The 22,984-nt window shown below is 66.7% G+C and carries 17 protein-coding genes and 1 other annotated feature; of the genes, 12 read left to right on the forward strand and 5 right to left on the reverse strand.

The genetic code is table 11. The features are described 5' to 3' along the window. Nucleotides 1-67: 67 nt before the first annotated feature. The 6 genes from EJO69_RS11425 (at nt 68) to EJO69_RS11450 (ending at nt 8,458) form a co-directional block, all read left to right on the forward strand. Entirely contained in the window at nt 68-1,105 is a 1,038-nt protein-coding gene (locus tag EJO69_RS11425; protein ID WP_245993657.1) for a glycosyltransferase family 4 protein, read from the forward strand. Beyond that, nucleotides 1,102-2,166, forward strand: a complete 1,065-nt coding sequence (locus tag EJO69_RS11430) for a glycosyltransferase family A protein (protein WP_126041949.1) — start codon at nt 1,102-1,104, stop codon at nt 2,164-2,166. The genes EJO69_RS11425 and EJO69_RS11430 overlap by 4 nt, the downstream gene beginning before the upstream one ends. A gap of 106 nt (nt 2,167-2,272) precedes the next feature. Continuing rightward, nucleotides 2,273-3,574 (forward strand): nucleotide sugar dehydrogenase, encoded by a 1,302-nt coding sequence (locus tag EJO69_RS11435; RefSeq protein ID WP_126041951.1) that lies wholly within the window; start codon nt 2,273-2,275, stop codon nt 3,572-3,574. Nucleotides 3,575-3,576: 2 nt separating this feature from the next. Next, nucleotides 3,577-5,529 (forward strand): DUF6541 family protein, encoded by a 1,953-nt coding sequence (locus EJO69_RS11440; protein WP_126041953.1) that lies wholly within the window; start codon nt 3,577-3,579, stop codon nt 5,527-5,529. 17 nt (nt 5,530-5,546) lie between these two features. Continuing rightward, nucleotides 5,547-6,566, forward strand: a complete 1,020-nt coding sequence (gene galE, locus EJO69_RS11445) for a UDP-glucose 4-epimerase GalE (protein WP_126041955.1) — start codon at nt 5,547-5,549, stop codon at nt 6,564-6,566. A gap of 245 nt (nt 6,567-6,811) precedes the next feature. Then, the gene (locus tag EJO69_RS11450; RefSeq protein WP_126041957.1) at nt 6,812-8,458 is read left to right on the forward strand and encodes an N-acetylmuramoyl-L-alanine amidase; all 1,647 of its coding nucleotides are present in this window, start codon (nt 6,812-6,814) and stop codon (nt 8,456-8,458) included. A gap of 28 nt (nt 8,459-8,486) precedes the next feature. Here EJO69_RS11450 and EJO69_RS11455 read toward each other — a convergent pair. Then, a protein-coding gene (locus EJO69_RS11455) for an IS3 family transposase (protein ID WP_126042319.1) occupies nt 8,487-9,751 on the reverse strand; the annotation gives its coding sequence in 2 pieces (ribosomal slippage) (nt 8,487-9,448 and nt 9,448-9,751; 1,266 coding nt in all). Further along, nucleotides 9,318-9,452: a sequence feature (AL1L pseudoknot), on the reverse strand. (Overlaps the previous gene by 135 nt.) A gap of 213 nt (nt 9,752-9,964) precedes the next feature. On the opposite strand from EJO69_RS11455, the gene EJO69_RS12695 reads away from it, so the two are divergent. The 4 genes from EJO69_RS12695 (at nt 9,965) to EJO69_RS11470 (ending at nt 13,687) form a co-directional block, all read left to right on the forward strand. Then, nucleotides 9,965-10,099: a hypothetical protein gene (locus EJO69_RS12695; protein ID WP_281272843.1), complete on the forward strand. Its 135-nt coding sequence runs from the start codon at nt 9,965-9,967 to the stop codon at nt 10,097-10,099. Between the two features lie 213 nt (nt 10,100-10,312). Further along, nucleotides 10,313-11,146: an ABC transporter permease gene (locus tag EJO69_RS11460; RefSeq protein ID WP_245993659.1), complete on the forward strand. Its 834-nt coding sequence runs from the start codon at nt 10,313-10,315 to the stop codon at nt 11,144-11,146. Then, a complete protein-coding gene (locus EJO69_RS11465) occupies nt 11,146-12,348 on the forward strand; it encodes an ABC transporter ATP-binding protein (protein WP_126041959.1) in 1,203 nt (400 codons plus the stop codon). Before EJO69_RS11460 ends, EJO69_RS11465 begins: the two co-directional genes overlap by 1 nt. 1 nt (nt 12,349) lies before the next feature. Then, nucleotides 12,350-13,687, forward strand: a complete 1,338-nt coding sequence (locus EJO69_RS11470; protein WP_126041960.1) for a glycosyltransferase family 4 protein — start codon at nt 12,350-12,352, stop codon at nt 13,685-13,687. A gap of 52 nt (nt 13,688-13,739) precedes the next feature. Here the strand turns inward: EJO69_RS11470 and EJO69_RS11475 are convergent, their stop codons facing one another. Together EJO69_RS11475 and EJO69_RS11480 are read right to left on the reverse strand one after the other, a co-directional pair. Further along, the gene (locus EJO69_RS11475; RefSeq protein ID WP_126041962.1) at nt 13,740-15,179 is read right to left on the reverse strand and encodes a glycosyltransferase; all 1,440 of its coding nucleotides are present in this window, start codon (nt 15,177-15,179) and stop codon (nt 13,740-13,742) included. Continuing rightward, a complete protein-coding gene (locus EJO69_RS11480) occupies nt 15,179-15,553 on the reverse strand; it encodes a hypothetical protein (RefSeq protein ID WP_126041964.1) in 375 nt (124 codons plus the stop codon). Before EJO69_RS11480 ends, EJO69_RS11475 begins: the two co-directional genes overlap by 1 nt. Nucleotides 15,554-15,657: 104 nt before the next feature. Between EJO69_RS11480 and EJO69_RS11485 the strand changes: the two genes are divergently transcribed. Further along, on the forward strand, nt 15,658-18,096 hold the full coding sequence (locus tag EJO69_RS11485) for a glycosyltransferase (RefSeq protein WP_164519958.1): 2,439 nt from the start codon (nt 15,658-15,660) through the stop codon (nt 18,094-18,096). Nucleotides 18,097-18,137: 41 nt separating this feature from the next. Here EJO69_RS11485 and EJO69_RS11490 read toward each other — a convergent pair whose 3' ends face one another. Together EJO69_RS11490 and EJO69_RS11495 are read right to left on the reverse strand one after the other, a co-directional pair. Further along, a complete protein-coding gene (locus tag EJO69_RS11490) occupies nt 18,138-19,487 on the reverse strand; it encodes a hypothetical protein (protein WP_126041968.1) in 1,350 nt (449 codons plus the stop codon). Beyond that, nucleotides 19,484-20,863 (reverse strand): hypothetical protein, encoded by a 1,380-nt coding sequence (locus EJO69_RS11495; protein WP_126041970.1) that lies wholly within the window; start codon nt 20,861-20,863, stop codon nt 19,484-19,486. Before EJO69_RS11495 ends, EJO69_RS11490 begins: the two co-directional genes overlap by 4 nt. A 107-nt stretch (nt 20,864-20,970) precedes the next feature. Between EJO69_RS11495 and EJO69_RS11500 the strand changes: the two genes are divergently transcribed. Beyond that, complete coding sequence (locus tag EJO69_RS11500; RefSeq protein ID WP_126041972.1) at nt 20,971-22,953, forward strand: S9 family peptidase; 1,983 nt, start codon at nt 20,971-20,973, stop codon at nt 22,951-22,953. Nucleotides 22,954-22,984 lie beyond the last annotated feature (31 nt).

Below are 22,984 nucleotides of genomic sequence, written 5' to 3' on the forward strand. Positions count from 1 at the left end.
TGTAGCGGTCAGTACCTGGTTCCCAACGAAGAGAGCCCCGTCTTCCGGCGCATTTGTCGTCAAAGACGTGGTGGCCATCGAAGACGCCGGGAATGAGGTGAAGCTCGTTCACCTCGTGCCGCCCCATCAGGATGACGGGACGCGCCACGTTGTCCACGAGGGCATTACAGTCCTCAGGCTGCCCTTCGATCCGAAGAGCCCGATGGACATGGCCGCCGTGGTGCGGCAACTCCCCTCGGTGCTCGAGGGAGCCGACCTCGTCCATTCGATGGCGGTCTCGTCGCTCGGTCCGCTCACACTGCTCAAGGCTGCTGGCAGGCTCACGATCCCGTGGGTCCACACGGAGCACTGGTCGGGTCTCACCAACCCGGAGACGCTCACGCCGTTCCTGTGGGCATCGCGCCCCGTGGTCGGCCGTGCGCTCTCAGCACCCGACACGGTAACGGCCGTATGTGAGTACCTCGCTGATCCGATCCGCGAATATCGCGGGGACCGGCCCGTCGAGATCGTTCCCTGCATCGTCCCCGGAGCGGAGGAGATCATCGAACCGCCCTCGATCGACGACGTCGGCGAGCTTCGGATGGTGACCGTCGGCGGCCTCATCGAACGGAAGAACCCGATGATGGCACTCGATGTGACCGAGGAGCTTCTAAGCCGTGGCATCAACTCCCGCATGATCTTCGTCGGCGATGGTTCGCTCCGCGCGGCCATCGAGGAGCGGGCGGCAGAGGAGCCGCTGCGCGGCCACGTCACCCTCACGGGAAACCTGGACCGCGCCGGGGTCGTCCAGGCGCTCAACGACTCCCACGTGTTCCTCGGCCCGACGAACGGCGACAACTTCTTCGTCTCCTGCGCGGAGGCGATCGCCCAGGGCCGCCCCGTTGTTGTGTCCGATAAGGGCGGCCAGGGCGAGTACGTGAAGCCGATTGCCGGTCGTGTCCTCTCCAATGCGTCGGCTGCCGAGTACGCGGATGCGGTCCTCGCGGTCGTCGGCCGGGCCAGCGCCCAGGAGATCGCCGACTCGATCGGCACCGACTTCCACCCGGACTCGGTCGGCCACGGCTACCGCGACGTCTACGACAACGTCTTGGCGGGCCGCCGGTGAGCCACCGCGTCGACGTCATCATCGCCTGCCATTCGCCGTCGCGGCCTGTCGGTCGCGCGGTCGCCTCGGTCCTGGATGGGAATCGAGAAGACGTCCGACTCACTGTCGTCTGCCACAACGTGGCGGTTGACAAGATTCGGGACGTGATCGCCGAGCGGCACCTCTCTGACGTGACGTTCCTGCACCTGGAAGACGGAATCCGTTCGGCGAGCGGACCGTTCGAACACGGCACGGCCCATGCGACCGGCGAGTTCGTGTCGATCCTCGGCTCGGATGACACGCTCCAGCCGGGTGCGGTGCGGGAGTGGCTGGACCTGGCTCAGGATACAGGCGCCGAGGTTGTCATCACCCGGCTCCTTCTCGAGGGCAGGGTCGTGCATACCCCGCCTGCCCGTCCGTTCCACCGAGGCCTGGCGGATCCGGTCAGGGACCGTCTGAGCTACCGAAGCGCACCTCTTGGCCTCGTCTCCCGGGCCGCTCGGGAGCGGACGGGCGCACGCCTGGTCGCAGGTGCCCAGGTCGGCGGTGACGTCCCCTATGTCACCGAGCTGTGGTTCGGAGCGAAGACTGCGGTCCAGCGATCGGGGCCCGGCTACAACATCGGGGAGTCGGCGACCGATCGAGTTACGTACAACCCGCGCCCTATCGCCGACGAGTTCTCTTTCATTCACACGCTCCTTGATGCGGATTGGTATCGACAGCTCGCGGCAGATCAACGCGTGGCGATCGCGGCGAAGCTGCTGCGGATCCATGTCTTCGGCGTCATCACCAACCGGCCGGGCCCGAGCTGGTGGACGGAGGAGCAGCGCGGCGCACTTGCACGGGCCGCTGGCCGAGTCGTCGATTCTGCACCTGGGGTGCTGGACAGACTGTCGATCGCCGATAACAGGGTTGTCGAGGCTATCCGCAATCAGGATGTTCCCGCCGAGACTCTGATCGAGCTCGCTCATGCTCGGCGCCGACACGGTATGCCGCTCACTCTCGTCCCGCGAAGTCTACGGATGCTGTTCGCGCGGGAGGCTCCGCTGCGGTTCATGGCGGCGTCTCTTCTGACAAGGTGACTGCGCTCTCAGCCCATCGCCCCCGCGAGGCATATAGTCCCTGGAGTAGGATCACTGAAGGCGCGAACGGCGTAATAGGCAGCGTTGAGATGATTGAGGAGCTTGCATGCGCATTGCAGTAGTCGCATTGGGAAAGATCGGATTGCCGCTTGCGGCCCAGTTCGCGGATGCGGGGCACGAGGTGATCGGCGTCGATGTATCCCAGAGGGTCGTCGACTCCGTCAACGCCGCCACGGAGCCCTTCCCGGGCGAGGCCCACCTCCAGGAGTACCTCGAGAGGCTCGTGCCCTCTGGCCAGCTCCGTGCGACCACCGACTACGCCGAGGCGATTCCCGGCGCGGACGCGATCGTCCTCGTCGTGCCGCTGTTCGTCAACGACGAGACGTGGGAACCCGACTTCGGGTGGATGGATGCGGCGACGAAGTCGCTCGCCGAGCACCTCACCCCCGGCACCGTCATCTCCTACGAGACCACCCTCCCCGTCGGGACGACGCGGGGCCGCTGGAAGCCGATGATCGAAGAGATCTCCGGCCTCGTCGAGGGCACGGACTTCCACCTCGTCTTCTCTCCCGAGCGGGTACTGACCGGCCGCGTATTCGAGGACCTGCGCCGCTACCCGAAGCTCGTCGGCGGGCTCAACGCCGAGGGTGCACAGAAGGCCGTCGAGTTCTACGAGGCTGTCCTCACGTTCGATGAGCGCCCTGACCTTGCCGAGCCGAACGGCGTGTGGGATATGGGGAGTGCCGAGGCGGCCGAGATGGCGAAGCTGGCTGAAACCACGTACCGCGACGTCAACATCGGGCTCGCCAACCAGTTCGCGGTCTACGCGGACAAGGAGGGCATCGACGTCAACCGTGTCATCGACGCCTGCAACTCCCAGCCCTACTCCCATATCCACCGCCCCGGCATCGCCGTCGGCGGGCACTGCATCCCGGTCTACCCCAGGCTCTACCTCTCGACCGACCCGGACGCATCGATTGTCCGCACTGCTCGATCCTTCAACGCGGGTATGCCCTCCTACGTCGTCGGTCGCGTCGAGGAGCTCATCGGCAGCCTCGACGGCCTCCGAGTCGTCGTCCTCGGCGCCTCCTACCGGGGCAAGGTGAAGGAGACCGCCTTCTCGGGAGTCTTCGCCACGGTCGAGGAGCTGACAAAGCGCGGCGCATCGGTCGCAGTCCATGACCCGATGTACTCGGACGAAGAGATCGCCGGCTTCGGTTGGGAGCCGTACCACCTCGGTGAGGATGTCGATGTCGCGATCGTCCAAGCCGACCATGAGGAGTACAAGACGCTCAAGGCGGACGACCTGCCCGGTGTCCGACTGCTCGCCGACGGCCGCCGCGTCACCGACCCCGCTCTGTGGTCCGGTGTCGTCCGAGTTGTCATCGGTGATTCCCTCAGCAGCTGACGGTGGATGCGCCAGCCTCGCTGCTCGTCGCAGGGACACTCGTAGGACTGCTCCTACCTGGATACCTGCTGCTGCGTGGGCTGCGCATCCCGCCCATCGTCGCCCTCGGGGCTGGCCCGGCCATGCTTGCCGGGGCTCTCACACCCCTGACGATCCGCCTCACGGGCTCCCTCGCCACGGGGGATGGGTGGGCGGTGACCGCGTGGGCCGTTGCGGGCGTCATGGCGCTTGTCGGCCTCATCCTGTGGGCCCTGTCGCCTCGGCTCGCCGCCGCTGAGAGGGAGCCATCCCGGCTCCTCCTGGGAGTCGCCCTTGGTGCGCTGGTTCTCAGCTGCGTGATCACCACCTACCAGGTGCTGGACGGCATGGGCGCGCTCGATGTCCCGCTGCAGCGGCGCGACTCGGTCTCCCACTACAACGCGATCGCCGGGATCTTCAACGAGTGGGGCACCGTCCACCCGCTCGAGACCCGCGGTTGGATGGTCGGAGCGACCGGCTCCGTCTCCTTCTATCCATCGACCTTCCATGCGCTCGCGGCCGCCATCCCCGTCTCTCAGGCCGTCGTTGCCGGCAACGTCCTCGCCATCGTCACCACGCTCGTGTGGATCATCGGACTGACGAGCCTCGCCCGGGTGCTCTTCCCCGGGCACCCCGGCGCGTGGATCGCCGCCCCTCTCCTCACGCTCGCCACGCTGTCCTTCCCCTTCATCCCCATGTTCCGCCAGGGGCAGTGGCCGTTCGGACTGGCGCTCGCGCTGACGCCCGGGCTGCTCGCCCTGCTCGTCCATTCGGTGCGGTCGAGGTCGATTCCCGGCGGACTGGCGGTTATCCTCGGCCTCGCGGGCATTATCAGCGCCCACCCGAGCGGGGCTGCCGTATTCGCGGCCGTGGTCTTTGCCGCGGCCCTCGTCGAACTGATCGAGCGTGCGGCCGCTCGCAGTGGCCGTGTGCGGAGGCAACCGGTCATGCCCCTCGCCGTCGCGCTGCTCATCTTTGTGGGAGGCTTAGCGGGCTCGGTCATCGCCTCTCGAGTGCCGTCTGTCATCAGTATGGGCAGCTATTCCCGGCCGCAGACTCCCGCGCTCGAGCTGACGGGCTCCATGGTGTCGTTCGGCCACTTCAGTGTGAACGAACCCTTCCCAATCGCCCCCGCCGTCGGACTCATGGTCCTCCTCATCATCGGGTCCGCCGTCGCCGTCCGGCACCCGTCGCGGGCATTCTTCCTCGCGGGCCTCATCTTCTTCGTCTTCCTCCTCCTCACCCCGTTGGAGGCGACAATCGCCGATGTCACCGGCGCCTTCTGGTACGGAGATCCGGAACGGATTCTCGCGGTGCTATCGATGTTCACAATCCTGGCTGCCGCGCTCGGGGCCGGATGGCTCGCGGAGCGGATTGCGCCGCGCGTGTCGGGGGACCGGGAGATCGTCCGAGGCGGCGTCAGCCTCCTCATCGTCGCGCTCGCCCTGTCGATCACATGGCTCGATCGGCACCACGCCCGCGCGGATGTCATCGTGCGCGGCAACTACCAGGCGAGCTTCACCTCCCCATACTTCGTCGGCGGACCCGCGTGGAATGAAGGAGATGGTGAGTTCTGGGAGACGGCCGCGGGCATGGTCGGCGACGAGGCGGTCATGACCGACTCGGCATCGGGTGGGGTCCTCCTGCCCGCGATGGTCAATGTGCGAGCGGTCCCGGCGGTCACGACGTTCTCGTCGATGCCGCCGCACGGCCAGGAGGCGGCATGGATGCTGCGAGACCCGGACCCGCTGCCCGCCGATTCCGCTGCCTGCGTCTTTCTCCACGAGAACGACATACGCTGGATCTATCTCCAGCATGCTCGTGACACGAGGTTCGCCGCGTCCCACTTCCGGTCAACCCTCGTGGCTCCACACGGCGAGCTGGTGAAGAAGGACGGCCCGCGGGAGCTGTGGCGCATCGACGACTGCTGGAATTAGGCGACAGAGGAGAGAAGTTGCGAGTACTCATCACAGGTGGAGCCGGCTACATCGGTTCGCACACAGCGGTTCAGCTGGTCGAGGCCGGGCACGAGCCCATCATCGTCGACAGCTACATCAACTCCACACCTGGCGTGCTCGCCCGGATCGAGAAGGTGACCGGCCGGGCGGTGCCCGCCCACGAATTGGACCTCGTCGATGAGGAGGGGACGCGGGCGCTCTTCGAGGATGTTCGGCCCGATGCGGTCATTCACTTCGCCGGCCTCAAGGCCGTCGGCGAGTCGGTGGAGAAGCCCTACGACTACTACCGCAACAACCTGCAGTCGGCCCTCTCCGTCGTCGGCGGGATGATGGCAACAGGCTGCCGCACCATGATCTTCTCCTCCTCGGCCACTGTCTATGGCGAGGGCTCTGTCCCGCTCACGGAGGAGCAGTCCGACTTATCCTCGAGCAACCCCTACGGTTGGACGAAGGTGATGATCGAGCAGGTTCTCACCGACATCGCCACAGCCTCAGATCTCCGCGTGGCGCTGCTGCGGTACTTCAACCCGGTCGGCGCGCACCCGTCCGGCCTCATGGGGGAGGACCCGACGGGGATCCCCAACAACCTCATGCCCTACGTCGCCCAGGTCGCGGGCGGAAAGCGCGAGAAGCTGACGGTGTTCGGAGGCGACTATCCGACTGACGACGGCACGTGCCTACGCGACTACCTCCACGTCCTCGACCTCGCCGACGGCCACATCGCCGCCCTCGAGAAGATCTCCGCGGAGGACATCTCCGTCCGTGCCTGGAACCTCGGCCGCGGCACTCCCGTGTCCGTCCTCGAGCTCGTTCACGCCTTCGAGCAGGCCTCGGGACAGAAGGTCGCCTACGAGATCGGGCCGCGCCGAGCGGGGGACCTCACGGCGGTCTGGGCGGACACGACGCGGGCCCGCGAGGAGCTGGGCTGGTCGGCCGAGCGCACAGTGGAGGACATGTGCGCGGACACGTGGCGCTGGCAGAGGCTCAATCCCGACGGCTACCGCACCGCCCTGTAGGGGAGCCGCGTCCACGCTCATCGCGCGCACGAAAATGCTCAACGCGCCGCAACTCACCATGACTCGCGGCTATTCATGCAGGTCAGCGCTTTGCGGGCGGGTATGACGTAAATCACAATCGGCATTTCTTGGCGGGAATTCCCAGTGTTTGCCCGGTTGGCGTTCAGGACCATTCCTGAAACCGGGTTGTCACATCGTTATCATCTGTCACACTGCTTTATGTACGCTACATAAGGGAGTTCCGTATGAGAGTCCGCGCAGCGGTCCTTGGCTCTGCCCTGATCCTGGCGCCGACGGCAGCGATCGCAGAACCAGCAGAGGGCACCGCAGTCATCAGCCTGCTCGACGCAGGCGCCACCGAACCATTGGCCGACTCTCCCTCCGAGAGCGCCGGCTATCAGCTTCTCACCGAGCCGCTCGCGGCCGATGAATTCTTCGTCGCGGGGGTCACCTGGGAGGGGGCCGCCCCGCACTCCGTCGAGATCCGCGCCCTCGAGCAGGACGAATGGGGGGACTGGTACGCCCTGGAGATCGAGGCCGACGATGAGGGTCGGGATGGAACCGAGCCCTACATCGCAGGCGGCGCCTTCGGCATCCAGGTCCGCGTCAGCGGCGAGGTCCTCCCCGAGGCCCTCGATCTCGCTCTGTCGAATGGCAGGGGCGGTGACTCCCCGAGCACGGAGATCCCCGATGAGGCGGCCGTTGCCCCTCAGCCGGGCAGCGAGATGGAGGAGGCGATCAACGCCGACGAGGTGGCTCCAGAGCCGCTCCTCGACGCCCACACCGCCACCACCTCCTCCTTCACCGCTGGGGATGCCGTTCAGGCTGTCCCGGCCTCCCTCGCGCTTCCGATGAGTCCGTCGACGCTGACGGTGCCGGCGCCCCGCGTCGTCACCCGCGCTCAGTGGGGCGAGACACGGGTCCCGCCGCTCTGGCGCCCGTCCTACGCGAACCTCGGTGGCGCCGTTATCCACCACACAGCCGGTTCGAACAGTTACACGGCAGCCCAGGCCCCGTCCGTCGTCCAGAGCGTCCACGACTACCACACGTACAGCTGGGGTCGCGGCTGGGACGACATCGGCTACAACTTCCTCATCGACCGGTTCGGCACGATCTACGAGGGCAGGTACGGCACCCTCTCGTCGACCGCGGGGAAGATGGTCGTCGGCGGCCACGCGGCGCCAGCGAACACCGGGTCGGTCGGCATCTCCGTCATGGGCACGTACACGGGCACCGTCCAGCCGTCCGCGTCGTCGATGACGGCGATCGAGGACATCGTCGCCTGGCAGTTCTCCCGGGCCGGTGTCGACCCGCGGGGTACATGGACGTTCTACAACAGCAGGCTCGGCCGCAACTCGACCGTCCCCGCTGTCCTCGGACACCGCGACGTCTCCTCGACTGTCTGCCCCGGCAACATCTACCCGCTTCTCTCCTCGGTGCGGGCGAATGCCGCCCTGAAGATCGAGAGCGCACGCAAGCCGCAGCGCGGGGACAACGACATCGCCATCTACAAGACGAACGACTTCAGCCCGACCGCCAACGAGTACCAGTACTTCGGTAAGTCGGGCGACGAGGTGTACGTCGGCAACGTCCTCGGCAACGGCGACCTGCCCTTCATCCGTCGCGGCAACACCTTCATCTTCGCCGAGGGGCCGACCTCGCCGACGACGACCCGCACCCACGTCCTCGGGACCGCCGGCCAGGAGGTCTACACCGGCGATATCGATGGCACAGGCAGGGAGGCGGTCATCCTCCGCTCCGGCAACAGGTTCGACATCTACCAGAACCCCGCCTCCAACCGACCGACGAAGTCGATCAACTATGGTCGCGCGGGCGACGAGGTGTTCGTCTTCGACTGGGATGGCGATGGGATGGACGAGATCGCGGTCTGAATCGCTCTGGGTTTGATGGAGGCTCTTTTTATTTGATTCCGATCAGCACGTTGGGGGTGCTGGTAGCAGTGTAGTGGGTGTTCTCGAACTCGATCGGTGGTACGTCTCCGAGGTAGCCGTGAAGGCGTTCAGTGTTGTGCCAGTGGACCCAGCCCAGGGTGGCCAGTTCTAGATCCTCGATCGTCTTCCACGGACCCGGATGTGCCGGCCCGCGCACGAGCTCGGTCTTGTAGTATCCGTTAACCGTCTCAGCCAGAGCGTTGTCGTAGCTATCGCCAACAGTACCGATCGAGGGAACAGCGCCGATCTCCGCTAGTCTCTCGCCGTAGCGAATGGACGTAAATTGACTGCCTGCATCGCTGTGACACCGAAGCCCGGGCAGGTGAGTCCCGCGCGACCAGCGGGCCATCTCGATCGCATCGAGGACCATGGGTGTGCGCATATGCGAGGCGACTCGCCAGCCGACGATCATGCGGGAGTAGACGTCGATGATGAAGCACACATACGCGATCCCGGCCCAGGTGGCAACGAATGTCAGATCGGTGACCCACAGCTGATTCGGGCCTGTGGCGGTGAAATCACGGTCGACCAAGTCAGGATGCCGAGGGACAGTCGCATCACGGTGAGTGGTTCGGACTTTCTTGGTCCGTCGTGCCCCTTCGATCCCTGCTGCTCGCATAAGACGGGCGGTCTGATCGCGGCCGATATCGATTCCCGCACGGCGTGCAGCCTTCCACAGCTTCCGCACTCCATAGACGCTGTAGTTCGCTTCCCACAGCTCAAACAGCTGGGGAATCAGCTCCGCGTCCCGGATCGCACGAGCAGAGGGGCCACGTTTCTTCGCGGCGTAGTACGTGCTTGGAGCCACCTGCAATACCCTGCAGATGGACTCGACTCCAAGACGGCGCCCGGCCACAATATCGTCCCTATTTAAGTCGATGAAGGCCACTATTTCTTGTGTTGGCGGTCGAGTTCCGCCCCGAAGAAAGACGCTGCGCGTTTGAGGATCTCGTTGGCCCGGCGCAGCTCGCGGTTCTCCTGCTCAAGCTCGAGCAGACGGCGGGCCTCATCAGTGCTCACACCAGGGAGGTGGCCATCGTCGATATCGGCCTGACGCACCCAGGTGCGTACCGATTCTGGGCCGTATCCGAGCTGATCGGCAACTCTTTTGACCGTGCCGTTCTTCGTGCCCAGCTCTTTACGTAAGGCGCGCACCATGCGCACCGCTGCCGCCTTTTCCTCTGGTGAATACCGCCGCTGCGAGGCGCGTCCGGGATTGTTCATAACTGACATTATTCCATCCTTGTTTCCAAGCTCAGGAATCTCCATCAAACCCAGAGCGATTCAGTCCGCCGTGGGAACACCTTCTACCTCAAGTGGACCGTCAACTCCGGCAACGCCGATCGCGAGATCAATTACGGCCGGCCTGGCGATGAGGTCTATGTCGGCCGCTGGTCGTCGACCGCGAACGAGACGATCACCGTCCGCCGCGGCATCCGCTACTACATGAGCTACTCCAATGTCTCAGGGAACGCGGACAGGGAGTTCGACTACGGCCGGGCCACCGACCAGGTCGTCGTCGGCGACTGGAACCGCAATGGCAGGGATGGTCTCGGCGTCGTCCGCGACCTCACGAAATAGTCGCTGATTCGCAGCCGATCCAGGAGAGTCGTGCGCCGCAGGGCGCACGACCCTCGTGGTTTGAGCGGGCGGCGAGCTGCTTCTGCTACCGGCCGCGGGAGCTCGGTAGTGACGGGAATGACGCTCGGTGGCGCCTCCGAGGATCGTGTGACAGGCGAGGCTCGCTAGAATGAGCGGAGGCTGAGACCAGCCGGCGAACGATAGGGGAGGACCTTGTCAATATTCTCCGACCTCAAGGGGTCGCGCGAGCTTCTTGAGAACCTCACAATGAGAGAGGTCAAGGGCAAGTACAAGCGGACCGCGCTCGGCCAGCTCTGGTCGCTGGCGAACCCGATCGCCCTCATGATCGTCTACTCGTTCGTGTTCGCGATCGTCATCCGCGTCCAGCCTGCGCCCGGCGACCCCTCGGGCCTCGACCTCTTCGTCCTGTGGCTCATGTGCGCCCTGCTGCCGTGGATCTTCTTCTCCGGTGTCATCACCGGCTCGATGGCGACCGTGGTCGGCAACGAGAACCTCATCAAGAAGGTCTACTTCCCCCGCTCGATCCTCGTCTTCGCGAACACGCTGTCGGCGCTCTACCAGCACGTGTGGGAGATGGTCATCCTCGTCATCGTCATCCTCCTGCTCGGCAGCAACATCCTCATCTACATCCCGCTCGTCGCGGTGACGATGATCCTGCTCGCCCTCTTCGCGACAGGGCTCGGGCTCATCTTCTCGATTGCGAATGTCTACTTCCGCGACGTCCAGCACTTCGCCGGAATCCTGTTCCAGCTCTGGTTCTACGCGAGCCCGATCGTCTACCCGGCCGAGCTCGTCCGCGAGCAGTCCGACAGCTTCGGCCCGATCATCGGCTCCATCACCATCGAGAACCTCTACTACCTCAACCCGTTCATCCACTTCGCCGAGATCTTCCGGAACCTCCTCTACGACGCGAGGTGGCCGGACTGGGGCCAGTTCGGCCTTGTCGCCGCCGGGTCGATCGCGATCTTCTTCATCGGGTGGAAGATCTTCGACCGCCACCAGGATCATCTCGCGGAGGTGCTGTGATGAACGAGATCGCTGTCTCTGTCCAGAACGTGTCGAAGAGCTTCAAGATCTACAAGGAGCTCAACAGGACACTGAAGTCCGCGATCATCCGCCGGCGCCGCTCCGTCGCCGAGGACTTCCAGGCGCTCAACGATGTGAGCTTCGAGATCGAGAAGGGCTCGACCTTCGCCCTCGTCGGCGACAACGGCTCCGGCAAGTCGACCCTGCTCAAGTGCATGGCGAAGATCCTCGTCCCCAACAGCGGAACGATCGTGGCCGATGGCCGATTGGCGGCGATGCTCGAGGTGGGCTCCGGCTTCCATCCTGAGCTGTCGGGCCGGGAGAACGTCTACCTCAACGGGTCGATCCTGGGCATGTCCCGCGCCGAGCTCGATGCCCGCTTCGACGAGATCGTCGACTTCTCGGGCGTCGAGGAGTTCATCGATCAGCCGGTGAAGAACTATTCGTCCGGCATGTACGTGCGGCTCGGCTTCTCGGTCGCCATCCACACCCGTCCCGACATCCTCCTTGTCGATGAGATCCTCGCGGTCGGCGATGCGGCCTTCCAGGACAAGTGCACGAAGAAATTCGCCGACCTGCGCAACGATGGCAAGACCGTCGTCGTCGTCTCCCACTCGATCCCGCAGCTGCGGGCGATGGCGGACCATGCGGCGTGGCTGCAGGATGGTGACCTCGTCGAGGTCGGCTCCGCCCGCACCGTCATCGAGCGCTACGGCGACTCGACGAAGAAGGGCGTCCGCATTGACTCCGATGGGCGGGTCCGGTGGGGCTCCGGCGAGGCGCTCGTCGAGCGCGTCGAGGTGCTCGACTCGGAGGGCCAGCCCGCCGACTACCTCGTTGCTACGGGCGACCGGCTCACGCTGCGGCTCCACTACAACGCCAGCCAGCGGATCGAGCGGCCGGTCTTCGGATTCAGCATGGAGGCGCTCGACGGAACCTATCTTTGGGGGAACAACACCCGCGACCTCGAGTTCCATATCGACCATATCGAGGGCCGGGGCGCCATCGACCTCACGATCCCCCGCCTCTACCTCCAGCCCGGCCAGTACGTCTTCCACGGTTCCATCGTCAACACGACGACCGAGCATGTGTATGACTATGTCCGGGAGGCCGCCGCCATCGGCGTCAAGCGCGGCACCCCCTTCGAATCGGGTGGCTTCGTCATTCTTGATGGCCGCTGGTCGACACCGGCGGGAGCCTGACATGGGAGAGCGCATGAAGATCGCCATCGTCACCCTCGACACGTTCTCGACGAAGATGGCGGGCCCCGCCATCCGCGTGTGGGAGATGGCGGGGATGCTCGCGCGCGAGCACGAGGTCACGGTCCTCACCTTCGCCGCCGCCGACCGCACCTCACCCCACTTCGCCATCCGGGGCACGCGGGTCGCCGACTTCGAGAAGGACCTCGGCACGCCCGACATCGTCATCATCCAGGGCTACCTCGTCCACACCTTCCCGTGGCTGGGGGAGCGGGAGTTCCGGCTCGTCGTCGACCTGTACGACCCGTTCCACCTCGAATCGCTTGGGGTGGAGAAGCATCGGCCGATGCCCGACCGGGATCGCGCCCTCCAGCACGCCATCGGCGAGCTGTCGGCACAGATCCGGATCGGCGACTTCTTCCTCTGCGCAAGCGAGAGTCAGCGCAGCCTGTGGATCGGGCACCTCGCCGCACTGGGCCGGGTGAACCCCCGCACGTACGACGCCGACGGGTCGCTCCGCAGCCTCATCGACCTCGCGCCATTCGGGATCGCCGGCCCCACCCCGGTCCAGGAGCGACGCGCCATCAAGGGTGCGATCCCCGGGATCTCCGAGAGCGACCACCTCCTCATCTGGGGCGGCGGGATCTACAACTGGTTCGACCCCCTCACCGTCATCAGCGCCGTCGGCATCGCCGCGCAGACGGACCCCACGATCAGGCTCCTCTTCCTCGGCGCGAAGCACCCGAACCCCGACGTGCCGCAGATGGCGATGGCGGTCGAGGCTCGCCGCCGGGCCGACGAGCTCGGTCTGACCGACACCCATGTTTTCTTCCTCGACGACTGGGTTGAGTACGGGGACCGCCACAACTATCTGCTCGATGCCGACATCGGTATCACCGCCCACTTCGCCGACATCGAGACTCACTTCAGCTTCCGCACGAGAGTGCTCGACTACCTGTGGACGGGCCTGCCGATCATCACCTCCGCAGGGGACTTCTTCGGTGATCTTGTCGAGGCCCGCGGCCTCGGCCGCACCGTCCCCGTCGAGGACGAGGCCGCCATGGCCACCGCGATCCTCGATGTTCTCGAGCGGGCCGAGGAGATCGCGCCCCGCGTGCTCGAGGCCGCGGAGGACTTCTCGTGGGAGACAACCCTCGCACCGCTCCTCGCATACTGCCGGGACCCGCACTACGCCGCCGACCGGCTCGATCGGACCGCGCCGGTCGAGGTGGCCGCGCCGCGGCCGACGCTCCGCTCCCTCACGTCGAAGACGTGGGAGTCGGTGCGGCGTGCCGGCCTCCGGCATACGGCCGCCAGGGCTGTTCGCTACCTGCGGCGCTGAGAGGCGATAACGCGGCACGCTCCGGGCGATGAGCCGCAGTTTGCCCGGAGCGTCAGGACCAGGCGTACCAGTACGGGTCGTCCTGGACCTCGCCGCGCCAGAGCTGCATGGCACCCTTCTCGTCCTCGGTGAGCGCGGGAACCCGGCTCGTCGACTCTCGATGGAGGAGGGTGACGGGATTGCACGAGACCGAGACGAGCCCCGCGGCCTTGAGCTTGAGACACAGGTCGACGTCGTTGTAGTTGAGGGGCAGGCGCAGCGAGAATCCGCCGACGGATTCGAAGTCCTCCCGGGAGACGAGCAGGCACGCACCCGTGACGGCAAGATACTCCGAGCAGGCGCTCGCGGACGGGTCGGTCACAGTGTCGGGGGCCGCGCGGTAGTAGAGATGGTTCGGCTCGCACGTGTCGGGTCGGACCGTGATTCCACAGTGTTGGATGCGGCCGTCGGGGAACAGCAGGCGAGCCCCGACAGCGCCGACACGGGGACGCAGAGCCATCCTCATCATGAGGGCGAGCCAGTCGTCGGTCACGACCTCGACATCGTCGTTGAGGAACAGAATGTGGGAGGCGGTGGCGTGCGCGGCCCCCAGATTGCACGAGGCGGAGAAGCTGAACTCGCCGTCGATGTCGACGACCACGAGCAGATCACCGGCGATGTCGCGGGCGCTGTCGATGACGTGCTGGGGCATGCGGGGGCCGGCGACGACGATGATCTCCCGAAGAAGGGCTGTGTCCCGGGCGAGGATCGACTCGAGGCAGGGGAGGAGCGCCGGTCGGTCATCTTCGCCGAAGCTCGCGGCCGTCCCGATCGAGGGGATGACGATGCTGACCGACTCCTGCGAGATCGGCGCGCCGGGGAGGATGTGCCGACCATCGCCCGAGAGGATCGCTGCCGGATCGTGCGGGGAGAGGATCGCCGCCCTCTCAGCGGTCGAGAGGGGCGGGTCGCCGCGCCCCGAGTCGAGGACGACAGGGATGTGATCGACGGTCTGTGCGGAATCGATGAGCGCCATGACCGCGGCGTGCCACTCGGTGGGTGCTCCCTGGGCGATGATCTCCTGGGCGAGAGCGCCGCTGATGACGAGCGAGTCGCCGATGGCACCGGTCGACAGCATGCGGATCCGGCCGAAGCGGGGCCGAGTCGTGAGGACCCCACCCTCATCGACCGAGTCCCCGTACAGCACGTCGGCCGGGCGTTGGGACAGCCACTGCTCGATCGCCGCGAGTGAGCCGGTCTCTGGCGCCCGCCCCTCCCGCAGGAGCCACGCCACGTCGCTCTCCGCCGCGAGGCGGAGAGCCTCGGGGATCAAGGGTCCCTCAACAGTCGAGACTGTGATTCCAGGAGCGCTCATCGACGAGATGACATCCGTGCCCGCCTCGGGCGGCAGAAGGATCGTCAGGGTCCAGGATGAGGCGCGCTGGGCCTCCCAGGCGCCCTGGACGCGCGCCGCGTCATTCGCCGTCCGACAGAGGGCGACCGCCCGTCTCATCAGGCCCGCCCGAGCAGGCGGAGGACGGCGTGCTTCCCGCCGCGCAGCACCCGCGCCCCGCCATAGGCGGCGCGGCGGACCGGGGCCGGCGAGCGGTCCGCCGCGGCCTTGGCTGCGTTCTTGACCGAGGAGGGAGAGAGGGGAGCCGCCCGGCGAGCCCGCCGGAGTTCGTCCGTGAGTTCGGCGATGCGGGCGGACTGGCTGCGGATGATCGCGTCCCGCAGCGAGTTCCCCTCGGCCGCGGCGACGAGCCGGGCCTGCATCTCGACCATCGAGAGCTCACCCACATGGTCGGCACTCACGGGGGCAATGGAGGCGCGGAACGTCTCGTCACGCTCGGCGAGGGCCTGGAGCCAATCAGCGGCAGTCGTCATGCCGCCATCATAGAGCCGAACACGATTCTTGGTAGTGTAGCGCCATGCGGATCGTGCAGGTTTCGGCTCACTTCCCACCCGACTTCGTCTCCGGTGGAACGCTGATGCCCCAGCGGTGCGCGGAGGCGATGGCGGCGCTTGGCCACGAGTCCTCTGTCTTCGCGGGCGATCTCCATTCCCTCGAGCCGCTCGAGGAGAAGGACACGGTCGAGAACGGCATCCCCGTCCACTGGATCGGGATCTCCCCGTACCTCAGCTGGGCCGACACGAAGAACTTCAACAATCCGGCCGTGGCCCGCGCCTTCGCCCGCCACCTGGCCGCCGTCAAGCCCGACATCGTCCACATCCATTCCCTGCAGACACTCGGCGGCGGCCTCATCGACGCCGCCCGTGCGGTGGGAGCGAAGATCGTCGTGACAATGCACGACTTCTGGTGGATCTGCTCGCGCCAATTCCTCGTCGATACGGAGTTCCGGCCCTGCTCGATCGTCCGGGACTGCGGCGAGTGCCAGTGCTCGGTGAGCGCCGAGTGGCTGACCGCCCGCAACGAGTGGCTCGCCCAGCGTCTGGCCCACGCCGATCTCATCCTCGTCCCCTCGGCGGCGATGGGGCAGGCGATCATCGCCAACGGTGTCCCCGCCAAGCTCGTCCGCGTCAATGAGAACGGGGTCGACCTGGCCGGTGTCGCCGACAGGCGCCGCTCGGACGGAGCGGTCCGGTTCCTCTACGCCGGCGGCGGTGACCGACTCAAGGGCTTTCACGTCCTTGCCGACGCGGTCACGGGCGCACGCGTGGCTCCCGGCACGTCCCTCAGTGTCTACGGTGCTGACCTTGCCGGTCCGGACTGGGTCTCGAGCCGCCCGGCCTTCGATCCCGCCGAGCTGGCCGGGGTCCTCGCCGAGCACGACGTCCTCATCCTCCCGTCGCTCGCACGAGAATCCCATTCCATCCTCACCCGCGAGGCCCTTGGGGCGGGGCTCGCCGTCATCACCTCGAACACCCCCGGACCCTCCGAGGCCGTGCACGACGGCGTCAACGGGCGGGTCATCGCCACCGGGTCTGCCGAGCAGCTGCGGTCCGCCATTGAAGAGCTGTCCGATCCGGCCGCAGCGGCCGCCCTCATGGGACACGGATCTGCCGTGCGGACCGTGACCCCGAATGAGCAGATGTCAGAACTCGAGAGCTTCTACCGAAGTCTTGTCGGTGGTCAGAATGTCAGCCTCGGTGCCGCGGGCGAGGCGATTGAGCAGCTGATCAGGGACGTCGTCTTCATCACCGGCATCCAGGGCGCCCCCGGCCGGTACCGGGCGCACCTGCCCGCCGAGGCGCTCGCGACTCGGGGCATCAGCGCCACCATCCACACCTATCGCGACCCGGCCCTGCCCGAGCGGGTGGCGCAGGCAGATGCGGTGGTCTTCTACCGAGTACCCGCCACCCCTCAGATCCTCGAGCTCATCGAATCGATCCGCTCCTCCGAGCGGACTATCCCGATCCTCGGCGATGTCGACGACCTCATCTTCGATCCGGAGATCGAGCCGCTGCTCGATAATCTCGCGACACTGACGCCCGAGGAGCGCGACCTGTGGCGGGAGGGGATTCACCGGTACCGGACCACCCTTGAGAACTGCGACTATTTCATCGGCTCCACGCAGACCGTCAGCAGTGAGGCCGCACGCCTCATCGGCATCCCCGCCCACACGTACCACAACGGCGTCTCGGCGCTGCTCGCCCGCGCCTCGGAGCGGGAGCTCACCCGCGAGCGGGCCGACGGCCCGCTGCGGATCGGCTTCTTCTCCGGCACGAAAACCCACGACGCGGACTGGGCCTCAATCGAGCCCGCCATCGCCCGCGTCCTCGAGCAGCGGGATGTCGAGCTGTGGCTCGGCGGCCTCGTCGTCCCCACCGGGATCCTTGACCGTTTCGCCGACCGGATCGTCCGCCTGCCGCTCGTCCCCTGGCAGGAGCTTCCCGCCTACTTGAGAGATGTCGATGTCTGCCTCGCCCCGTTGACCGGCGGATCGATCTTCAACGAGGCCAAGTCCGCGATCAAGTGGCTCGAGGCCGCGCTGGTCGAGACACCGACCGTGGCTACTCCAACCCAGCCGTTCCGCGAGGTCATCCGCAACGGCGAGACCGGCTACCTCGCCTCGACTGAGGATGAGTGGGTCGAGCACATCCTCACCCTCCTCGATGATCCCGCCCTGCGAAGCAGGATCGGATCCACCGCCCGCCAGGAGGCCCTCCTCACGAGGTCACCTGCGGTTCAGGGCGAAGAGGCCGAGGCGATTCTCCGAGAGGCGTGGGCGCACGTCGGCAAGCACGGCCACCACACCGGCTCGCAGTTCCCGCCGGTGACCAGGGACGAACCGTTCACACCGTTGGCCGTCGATATCGAGCCGTACGAGCTGGAGCCCGGTACGTCACGGCCAGCCGCACAGGCAACGCGCCTCCTGCGGAAGGTCGGCGCCTCGATCCGCCACGACGGGTTGAAGGTCACCGTGAATAAGGCGGGGACGCGACTGCGCTCGCGGCTGTCCCGGTGAGGCCCTGGGGCTGATGTTCGCGGGGGAACGGTACGCCGTTCTCAGACGGTGAAGATCCCGTTGATCGAGCCGAGAGCGAGGAGCATCGACAGTCCCGCGAGTGACCAGACTGCGGCCTGCCCCCAGGATCTGCGTGAGGCGAGGATCGCGATGATGGCGATGGCGAGTGGGATGAGGGAGATCGAGTAGCGGGTCGCCACGTTCGCGAAGTATTCATCCCTCGTCAGAATCTCTCGCACCTGGATGAGGACGGGAACCGTGAGCATGCCAGCGAGGAGTGACAGGCCGAGAATGAAGTCGCGGCTCTTCGGGTTGGAGAGCCACATGATGATGAAGGGTGCCGCCACGATGAGGAGTGCCATGAGGCGGGAGAAGGCCGCCCACTCAGGCGAGTTCAGCTCGCTCGGCATCCAGTACGGATTGACGATGCCGAGACCGGTGGCGAAGGTCTGCGCGACCGGCTGGAGCGGGCTGCCGACCATCTCGAGTGTCGACAGCCCGGCGGCCGGGTTGGGGACGGTTGGCGCACCGGCCGATCTCGTGACGAGGGTCGCCCCGATGTAGGCGACAGCCGTTCCGACGAGCGCACCGCCGAACGGTCCCGCCCACTGCCGGAACTCCCTACCGCGCATGGTCTTCACGTGGGGGAGGGAGTAGAGCAGACCGACCGTGACGACGGAGAGGATCGCGACGATCGAGAGCAGCTTCGTGCTCGCCACGAGGAGCGTGAGCACCGCGGTCATGAGAAACGCCCGCCTGCCATCCGCCATCCGCCCCGCGATCGCGATGGCCGCCGCACCGGCGAGCGGGGCGGCCGCGTCGGGGCTGATGGTGAATCCGAACAGGGTGACCGCTGGCAGCGAGACGAGCAGGAGGGCCGCACCGAGGGCGAGTGTCGGGCGCTCGATCCACCGGCGCAGCACGAGGTAGAAGGCGGAGATGCCCGCGGCGAGCCACAGGCTCGACATGATCCGCATCGCGTCGAACAGGTCGAGGTCGACAACCGGGCTGGCGGCGGCGGTCAGAGCCTGCGCGCCCCAGCCCGTGACGGCGTAATAGAGGAGCGGGTGGAACCCGTTGTAGTTGACCCCATCGACCGGGAACTCGTACCGGGTCGCGGTGCCATCCTCAGCGCGCTCGCACAGGTCGGAGGAGTCCTCGACCCACTCGCTGTCCCGGCAGGCCCACGCCTTAAGGGAGTCGCCGGCCAACGGCTCGACCGACTTTGGGATCGAGTGCTCGACCGTCAGCTTGTAGGCGTAGTCGAAGTGGGTGATCTCGTCGTAGAGGGAGACCCCGTCGTAGCGGAAGACGGCGGGGATGCAGAGCAGGAGGGTGTAGAGAAAGATGATGGCGACGGCGGCGCCGTCGTTCAGTCGCAGGGCGGTCATAGCGTCAGCACTCCCAGCGTCGACCCCAGGGCAATCGCCGTCGTGATACCGGCGAATATCCAGGCGGCCACTGTGCCCCAGCGGCGCTGGACGAGCACGAGGCCGGCACAGGCGAAGGCGAGCGGGATGATCGTGATCGCGTAGCGGGCGGCGACACCCGCGAAGTAGTCGTTGTTGACGAGCAGCTGCCGGATCTGGATGACGATCGGCACCGACAGGGCGCCTGCCGCCGTCGACAGCGCGAGGAGGAACCTCGGGTCGTTGCTGCGGTGGGCCGCAAGGAGGATCCCGACGGCGGCGATGAGGAGGAGGCCGGTCACCCGCGCCATCATTCCCCACAGCGTGGAATCGAGTTGGGCCGGCAGCCAGTACATACTCACCAGGTCGGCGTTGATGGCGAGCGTGTCGACGAGGGGCCGGGTGAACGGGCCGGTCAGCTCGGCCGTCGACAGACCGATGATGGGATTGTCCTGCGTCGGGGGCCCGGCAAGGCGGGTCAGCAGTTCGGAGATGAGATGAGAGAGCCCGGTGCCGAGCAGGGCCCCGCCGAATGGCGCGGCCCATGCCAGCGTCGTCTGCCGGTTCTCTTTCCTCATGCGGATAAGGGCTCGCAGCAGCGCGACCGTGACGACCGAGAAGATCGCGACGACCGCGAGGAGCTTCGTCGATGCGACGAGGAGGGCGAGGATGGCGGCGGCCGCGAAGGAGGGCCGTCCGTGGAAGATGCGGTGGGCGAGATAGACGGCGGCAGCCCCGGCGAGGACCGCCGTTGCATCCGGGTTCACCTGCATACCGAACGACGCAATCGCGGGCGTCGTGCCGAGGGCGAGGGTGATCGCGAGGCTGAGCGAGCGGCGCGTGAGCCACATCCTCATCGTCCCGTAGAAGGCGATGAGTCCGGCCGACAGCCAGATCATCGACATGACCCGCATGGCGACGACGAGGGAGAGATCGGTGAGAGGGCTGGTCAGTGCGAGGAGGGCCCGGGCGCCGACGCCTGTCAGTGCGTAATAGAGCGGCGGGTGGAAGCCGTTGTAGTTCGCGCCATCCGCCGGGAACTCCTCCGGCTCGGCCCGGCCGGCCTCCGCGAGGTCGCACAGCTCCTCGTCCGGGTTCCAGGTCGACGGACGGCACGCCCACTCCTCGAGCACGGTGTCGGAGAGCGGCTCCACGGCACGCGGGACGCGCTGCTCATACGCGATCCTGTACGCGTAGTCGACGTGCGTCATCTCGTCATAGAGGGAGACCCCGCTGAAGCGGGCGATGCCGGGCAGACAGATGAGTGCGGTGACCGCGGCGATGAGAAGAGCCGCCAGAACATCTGGCAGGTGGGGGCGGAGCCGCTGCCGGAGTGGGAGCGCTGTCTGGGCTGGCACATAGCCAATATAGACGAGAACGCCTGCCGCCCACTGGTCCCCGGTCCCGCCGTCAAACCTCGGCACGCTCTCCGCGCCCGAATCGCGGACGCCGGTACGATGGTGCCATGAGCGAAACCACAGCACAGATCTACACCTCTCTCGACGACTTCGTCTCCACCCCGAGGATTTCGGGGATGGCGACGCGTCACGGCCGCACAGTCGCGACCGTTGCGACGATCTCCGACAAGCTCGACTCCTACACCTCACGCCTCGTCGAGGTCGGGCAGGCACCGCTCGCGCTGACGCGGGCGAAGAAGGGCGAGTCGCTCTCCGCGATCGGCGAGCGCGGCGAAATCTACTTCACGTCGAAGAGGGAGGATGATCGGGCCGAGGATGACGGCGTCGAGGCACTCTGGATGCTGCCCCCACATGGGGAGGCCCGCGTCGTCCTGCGCAGACCGGACGGCGTCGACGACGTCGTCGCCGCGGGCGGACGCCTCTTCATCACCGCCTCCGCTCTTGAGAGCACCACGACCGAGGGTGAGCACGCCGAGGTGAGCAAGAAGCGGAAGGATCGCGGCGTCAGCGCGATCCTCCACGAGAGCTTCCCCGTCCGCTACTGGGATCACGACCACGGCCCCGCCTACCCTCGGCTCTACGTCGCCGACGCCCCCTCGCTCGACGGCGATGACGAGATCGAGCTGACGCCGATCGAGGTCCCCGCTGGACGGCTCCAGGGCGTTGAGGTGTCGGACGACGGCTCGGCGATCCTCGTGACGATCGAGCAGACGACCGTTGGCACCGTCCAGAGGCAGTCCGTCCACCTCATTCGCGACGGCCGGACCACGCCCGTCGTCATCGCACCCGCGATCTCGGGGGAGGAGGGCGACAGGCTCGCCGACTACAACGCGGGAGCGTTCTCGCCGTCCGGCAGCCTCGCGATGATCTGGGTCGAGACCGGCAACCGCGATGGTCACCCCCTGCGGAACTCGATTGAGATCGCCGATCTGGCGACGGGCGACCGTCGCCCGCTCAGCCCCACCTTCGACGACTGGCCGAACGAGGCCGTGTGGCTCGACGAGTCGACGATCATCCTCGCCGCTGACCGGCAGGGCCGCGGCTCCCTCTACCGGGTCGATGTCGAGGGCGGGGAGTGGTCGCTGCTGACGGAGGACGACTGCGCCTACCATGACATCGGCATCCGCGATGGTCTGGTCTATGCCCTTCAGTCCGCGATCGACCAGCCGTCGACACCCGTCACCGTCGATCCCGCCACCGGATCGGTGACGGCGCTCCCGCGCCTCACCCCGGAGATCGCGAAGGTCGGGAGGCTGACCGAGGTGACGGCCGCGGGCGCGGACGGCACGGAGGTCCGGGCCTGGCTGGCTCTGCCTGACTCGGATGAGCCGGCCCCGCTCGCCGTGTTCGTCCACGGCGGCCCCTGGGGGTCGTGGAACGACTGGACGTGGCGCTGGAACCCGGGGCCGTTCGTCGCCCGCGGCTACGCGGTGCTCCTGCCCGACCCGGCGATCTCAACCGGCTACGGCCAGGCGATGATCGACCGCGGCAACGACGAGCTCGGTGGCGCCCCCTACACCGACATCCTCGCCCTTGTCGACGCGGCCGAGGCCCGCGAGGACATCAGCGGCGAGAACACGGCGCTGCTGGGTGGGTCCTACGGCGGTTACATGGCGAACTGGATGGCAGGCCACACGGGTGACCGGTTCTCCTGCATCGTCACCCACGCCTCTCTGTGGAATGTCGACATGATGGGCAGGACGACCGACAACGGCGAATGGCACGAATGGATGGCGCCGACCCAGGCAGGGACCTACTCTCCCCACGCCTTCGCCGAGCAGATCGAGGTCCCCATGCTCGTCATCCACGGTGACAAGGACTACCGGGTGCCCATCTCCCAGAGTCACGCGCTGTGGCATGCGCTGCTGCGGTACTCGAAGGCCGAGGGCCACAGGTTCCTCTACTACCCGGACGAGAACCACTGGATCCTCAAGCCGTCGAACTCGGTCGTCTGGTACGAGACCGTCCTCGCCTTCCTCGACACCCACGTCCGTGGGGCGGACTGGAGGCGCCCCGACCTGCTCGGCTGAGGCTGGTAATCTGTCGTCCGACGAGGGGAGG

Origin of the sequence: Flaviflexus salsibiostraticola, from assembly GCF_003952265.1 — a bacterium.
In the GTDB taxonomy this organism is placed as follows: domain Bacteria; phylum Actinomycetota; class Actinomycetes; order Actinomycetales; family Actinomycetaceae; genus Flaviflexus; species Flaviflexus salsibiostraticola.

What these genes read in the sequence shown, in the direction of transcription:
- EJO69_RS11435 (WP_126041951.1), top strand. Translation starts at nt 2,273, where the DNA reads ATGCGCATTGCAGTAGTCGCATTGGGAAAGATCGGATTGCCGCTTGCG.
- EJO69_RS11450 (WP_126041957.1), top strand. Translation starts at nt 6,812, where the DNA reads ATGAGAGTCCGCGCAGCGGTCCTTGGCTCTGCCCTGATCCTGGCGCCG.
- EJO69_RS12695 (WP_281272843.1), top strand. Translation starts at nt 9,965, where the DNA reads ATGAGCTACTCCAATGTCTCAGGGAACGCGGACAGGGAGTTCGACTAC.
- EJO69_RS11465 (WP_126041959.1), top strand. Translation starts at nt 11,146, where the DNA reads ATGAACGAGATCGCTGTCTCTGTCCAGAACGTGTCGAAGAGCTTCAAG.
- EJO69_RS11470 (WP_126041960.1), top strand. Translation starts at nt 12,350, where the DNA reads ATGGGAGAGCGCATGAAGATCGCCATCGTCACCCTCGACACGTTCTCG.
- EJO69_RS11475 (WP_126041962.1), bottom strand. Translation starts at nt 15,179, where the DNA reads ATGAGACGGGCGGTCGCCCTCTGTCGGACGGCGAATGACGCGGCGCGC.
- EJO69_RS11480 (WP_126041964.1), bottom strand. Translation starts at nt 15,553, where the DNA reads ATGACGACTGCCGCTGATTGGCTCCAGGCCCTCGCCGAGCGTGACGAG.
- EJO69_RS11485 (WP_164519958.1), top strand. Translation starts at nt 15,658, where the DNA reads ATGCCCCAGCGGTGCGCGGAGGCGATGGCGGCGCTTGGCCACGAGTCC.
- EJO69_RS11490 (WP_126041968.1), bottom strand. Translation starts at nt 19,487, where the DNA reads ATGACCGCCCTGCGACTGAACGACGGCGCCGCCGTCGCCATCATCTTT.
- EJO69_RS11500 (WP_126041972.1), top strand. Translation starts at nt 20,971, where the DNA reads ATGAGCGAAACCACAGCACAGATCTACACCTCTCTCGACGACTTCGTC.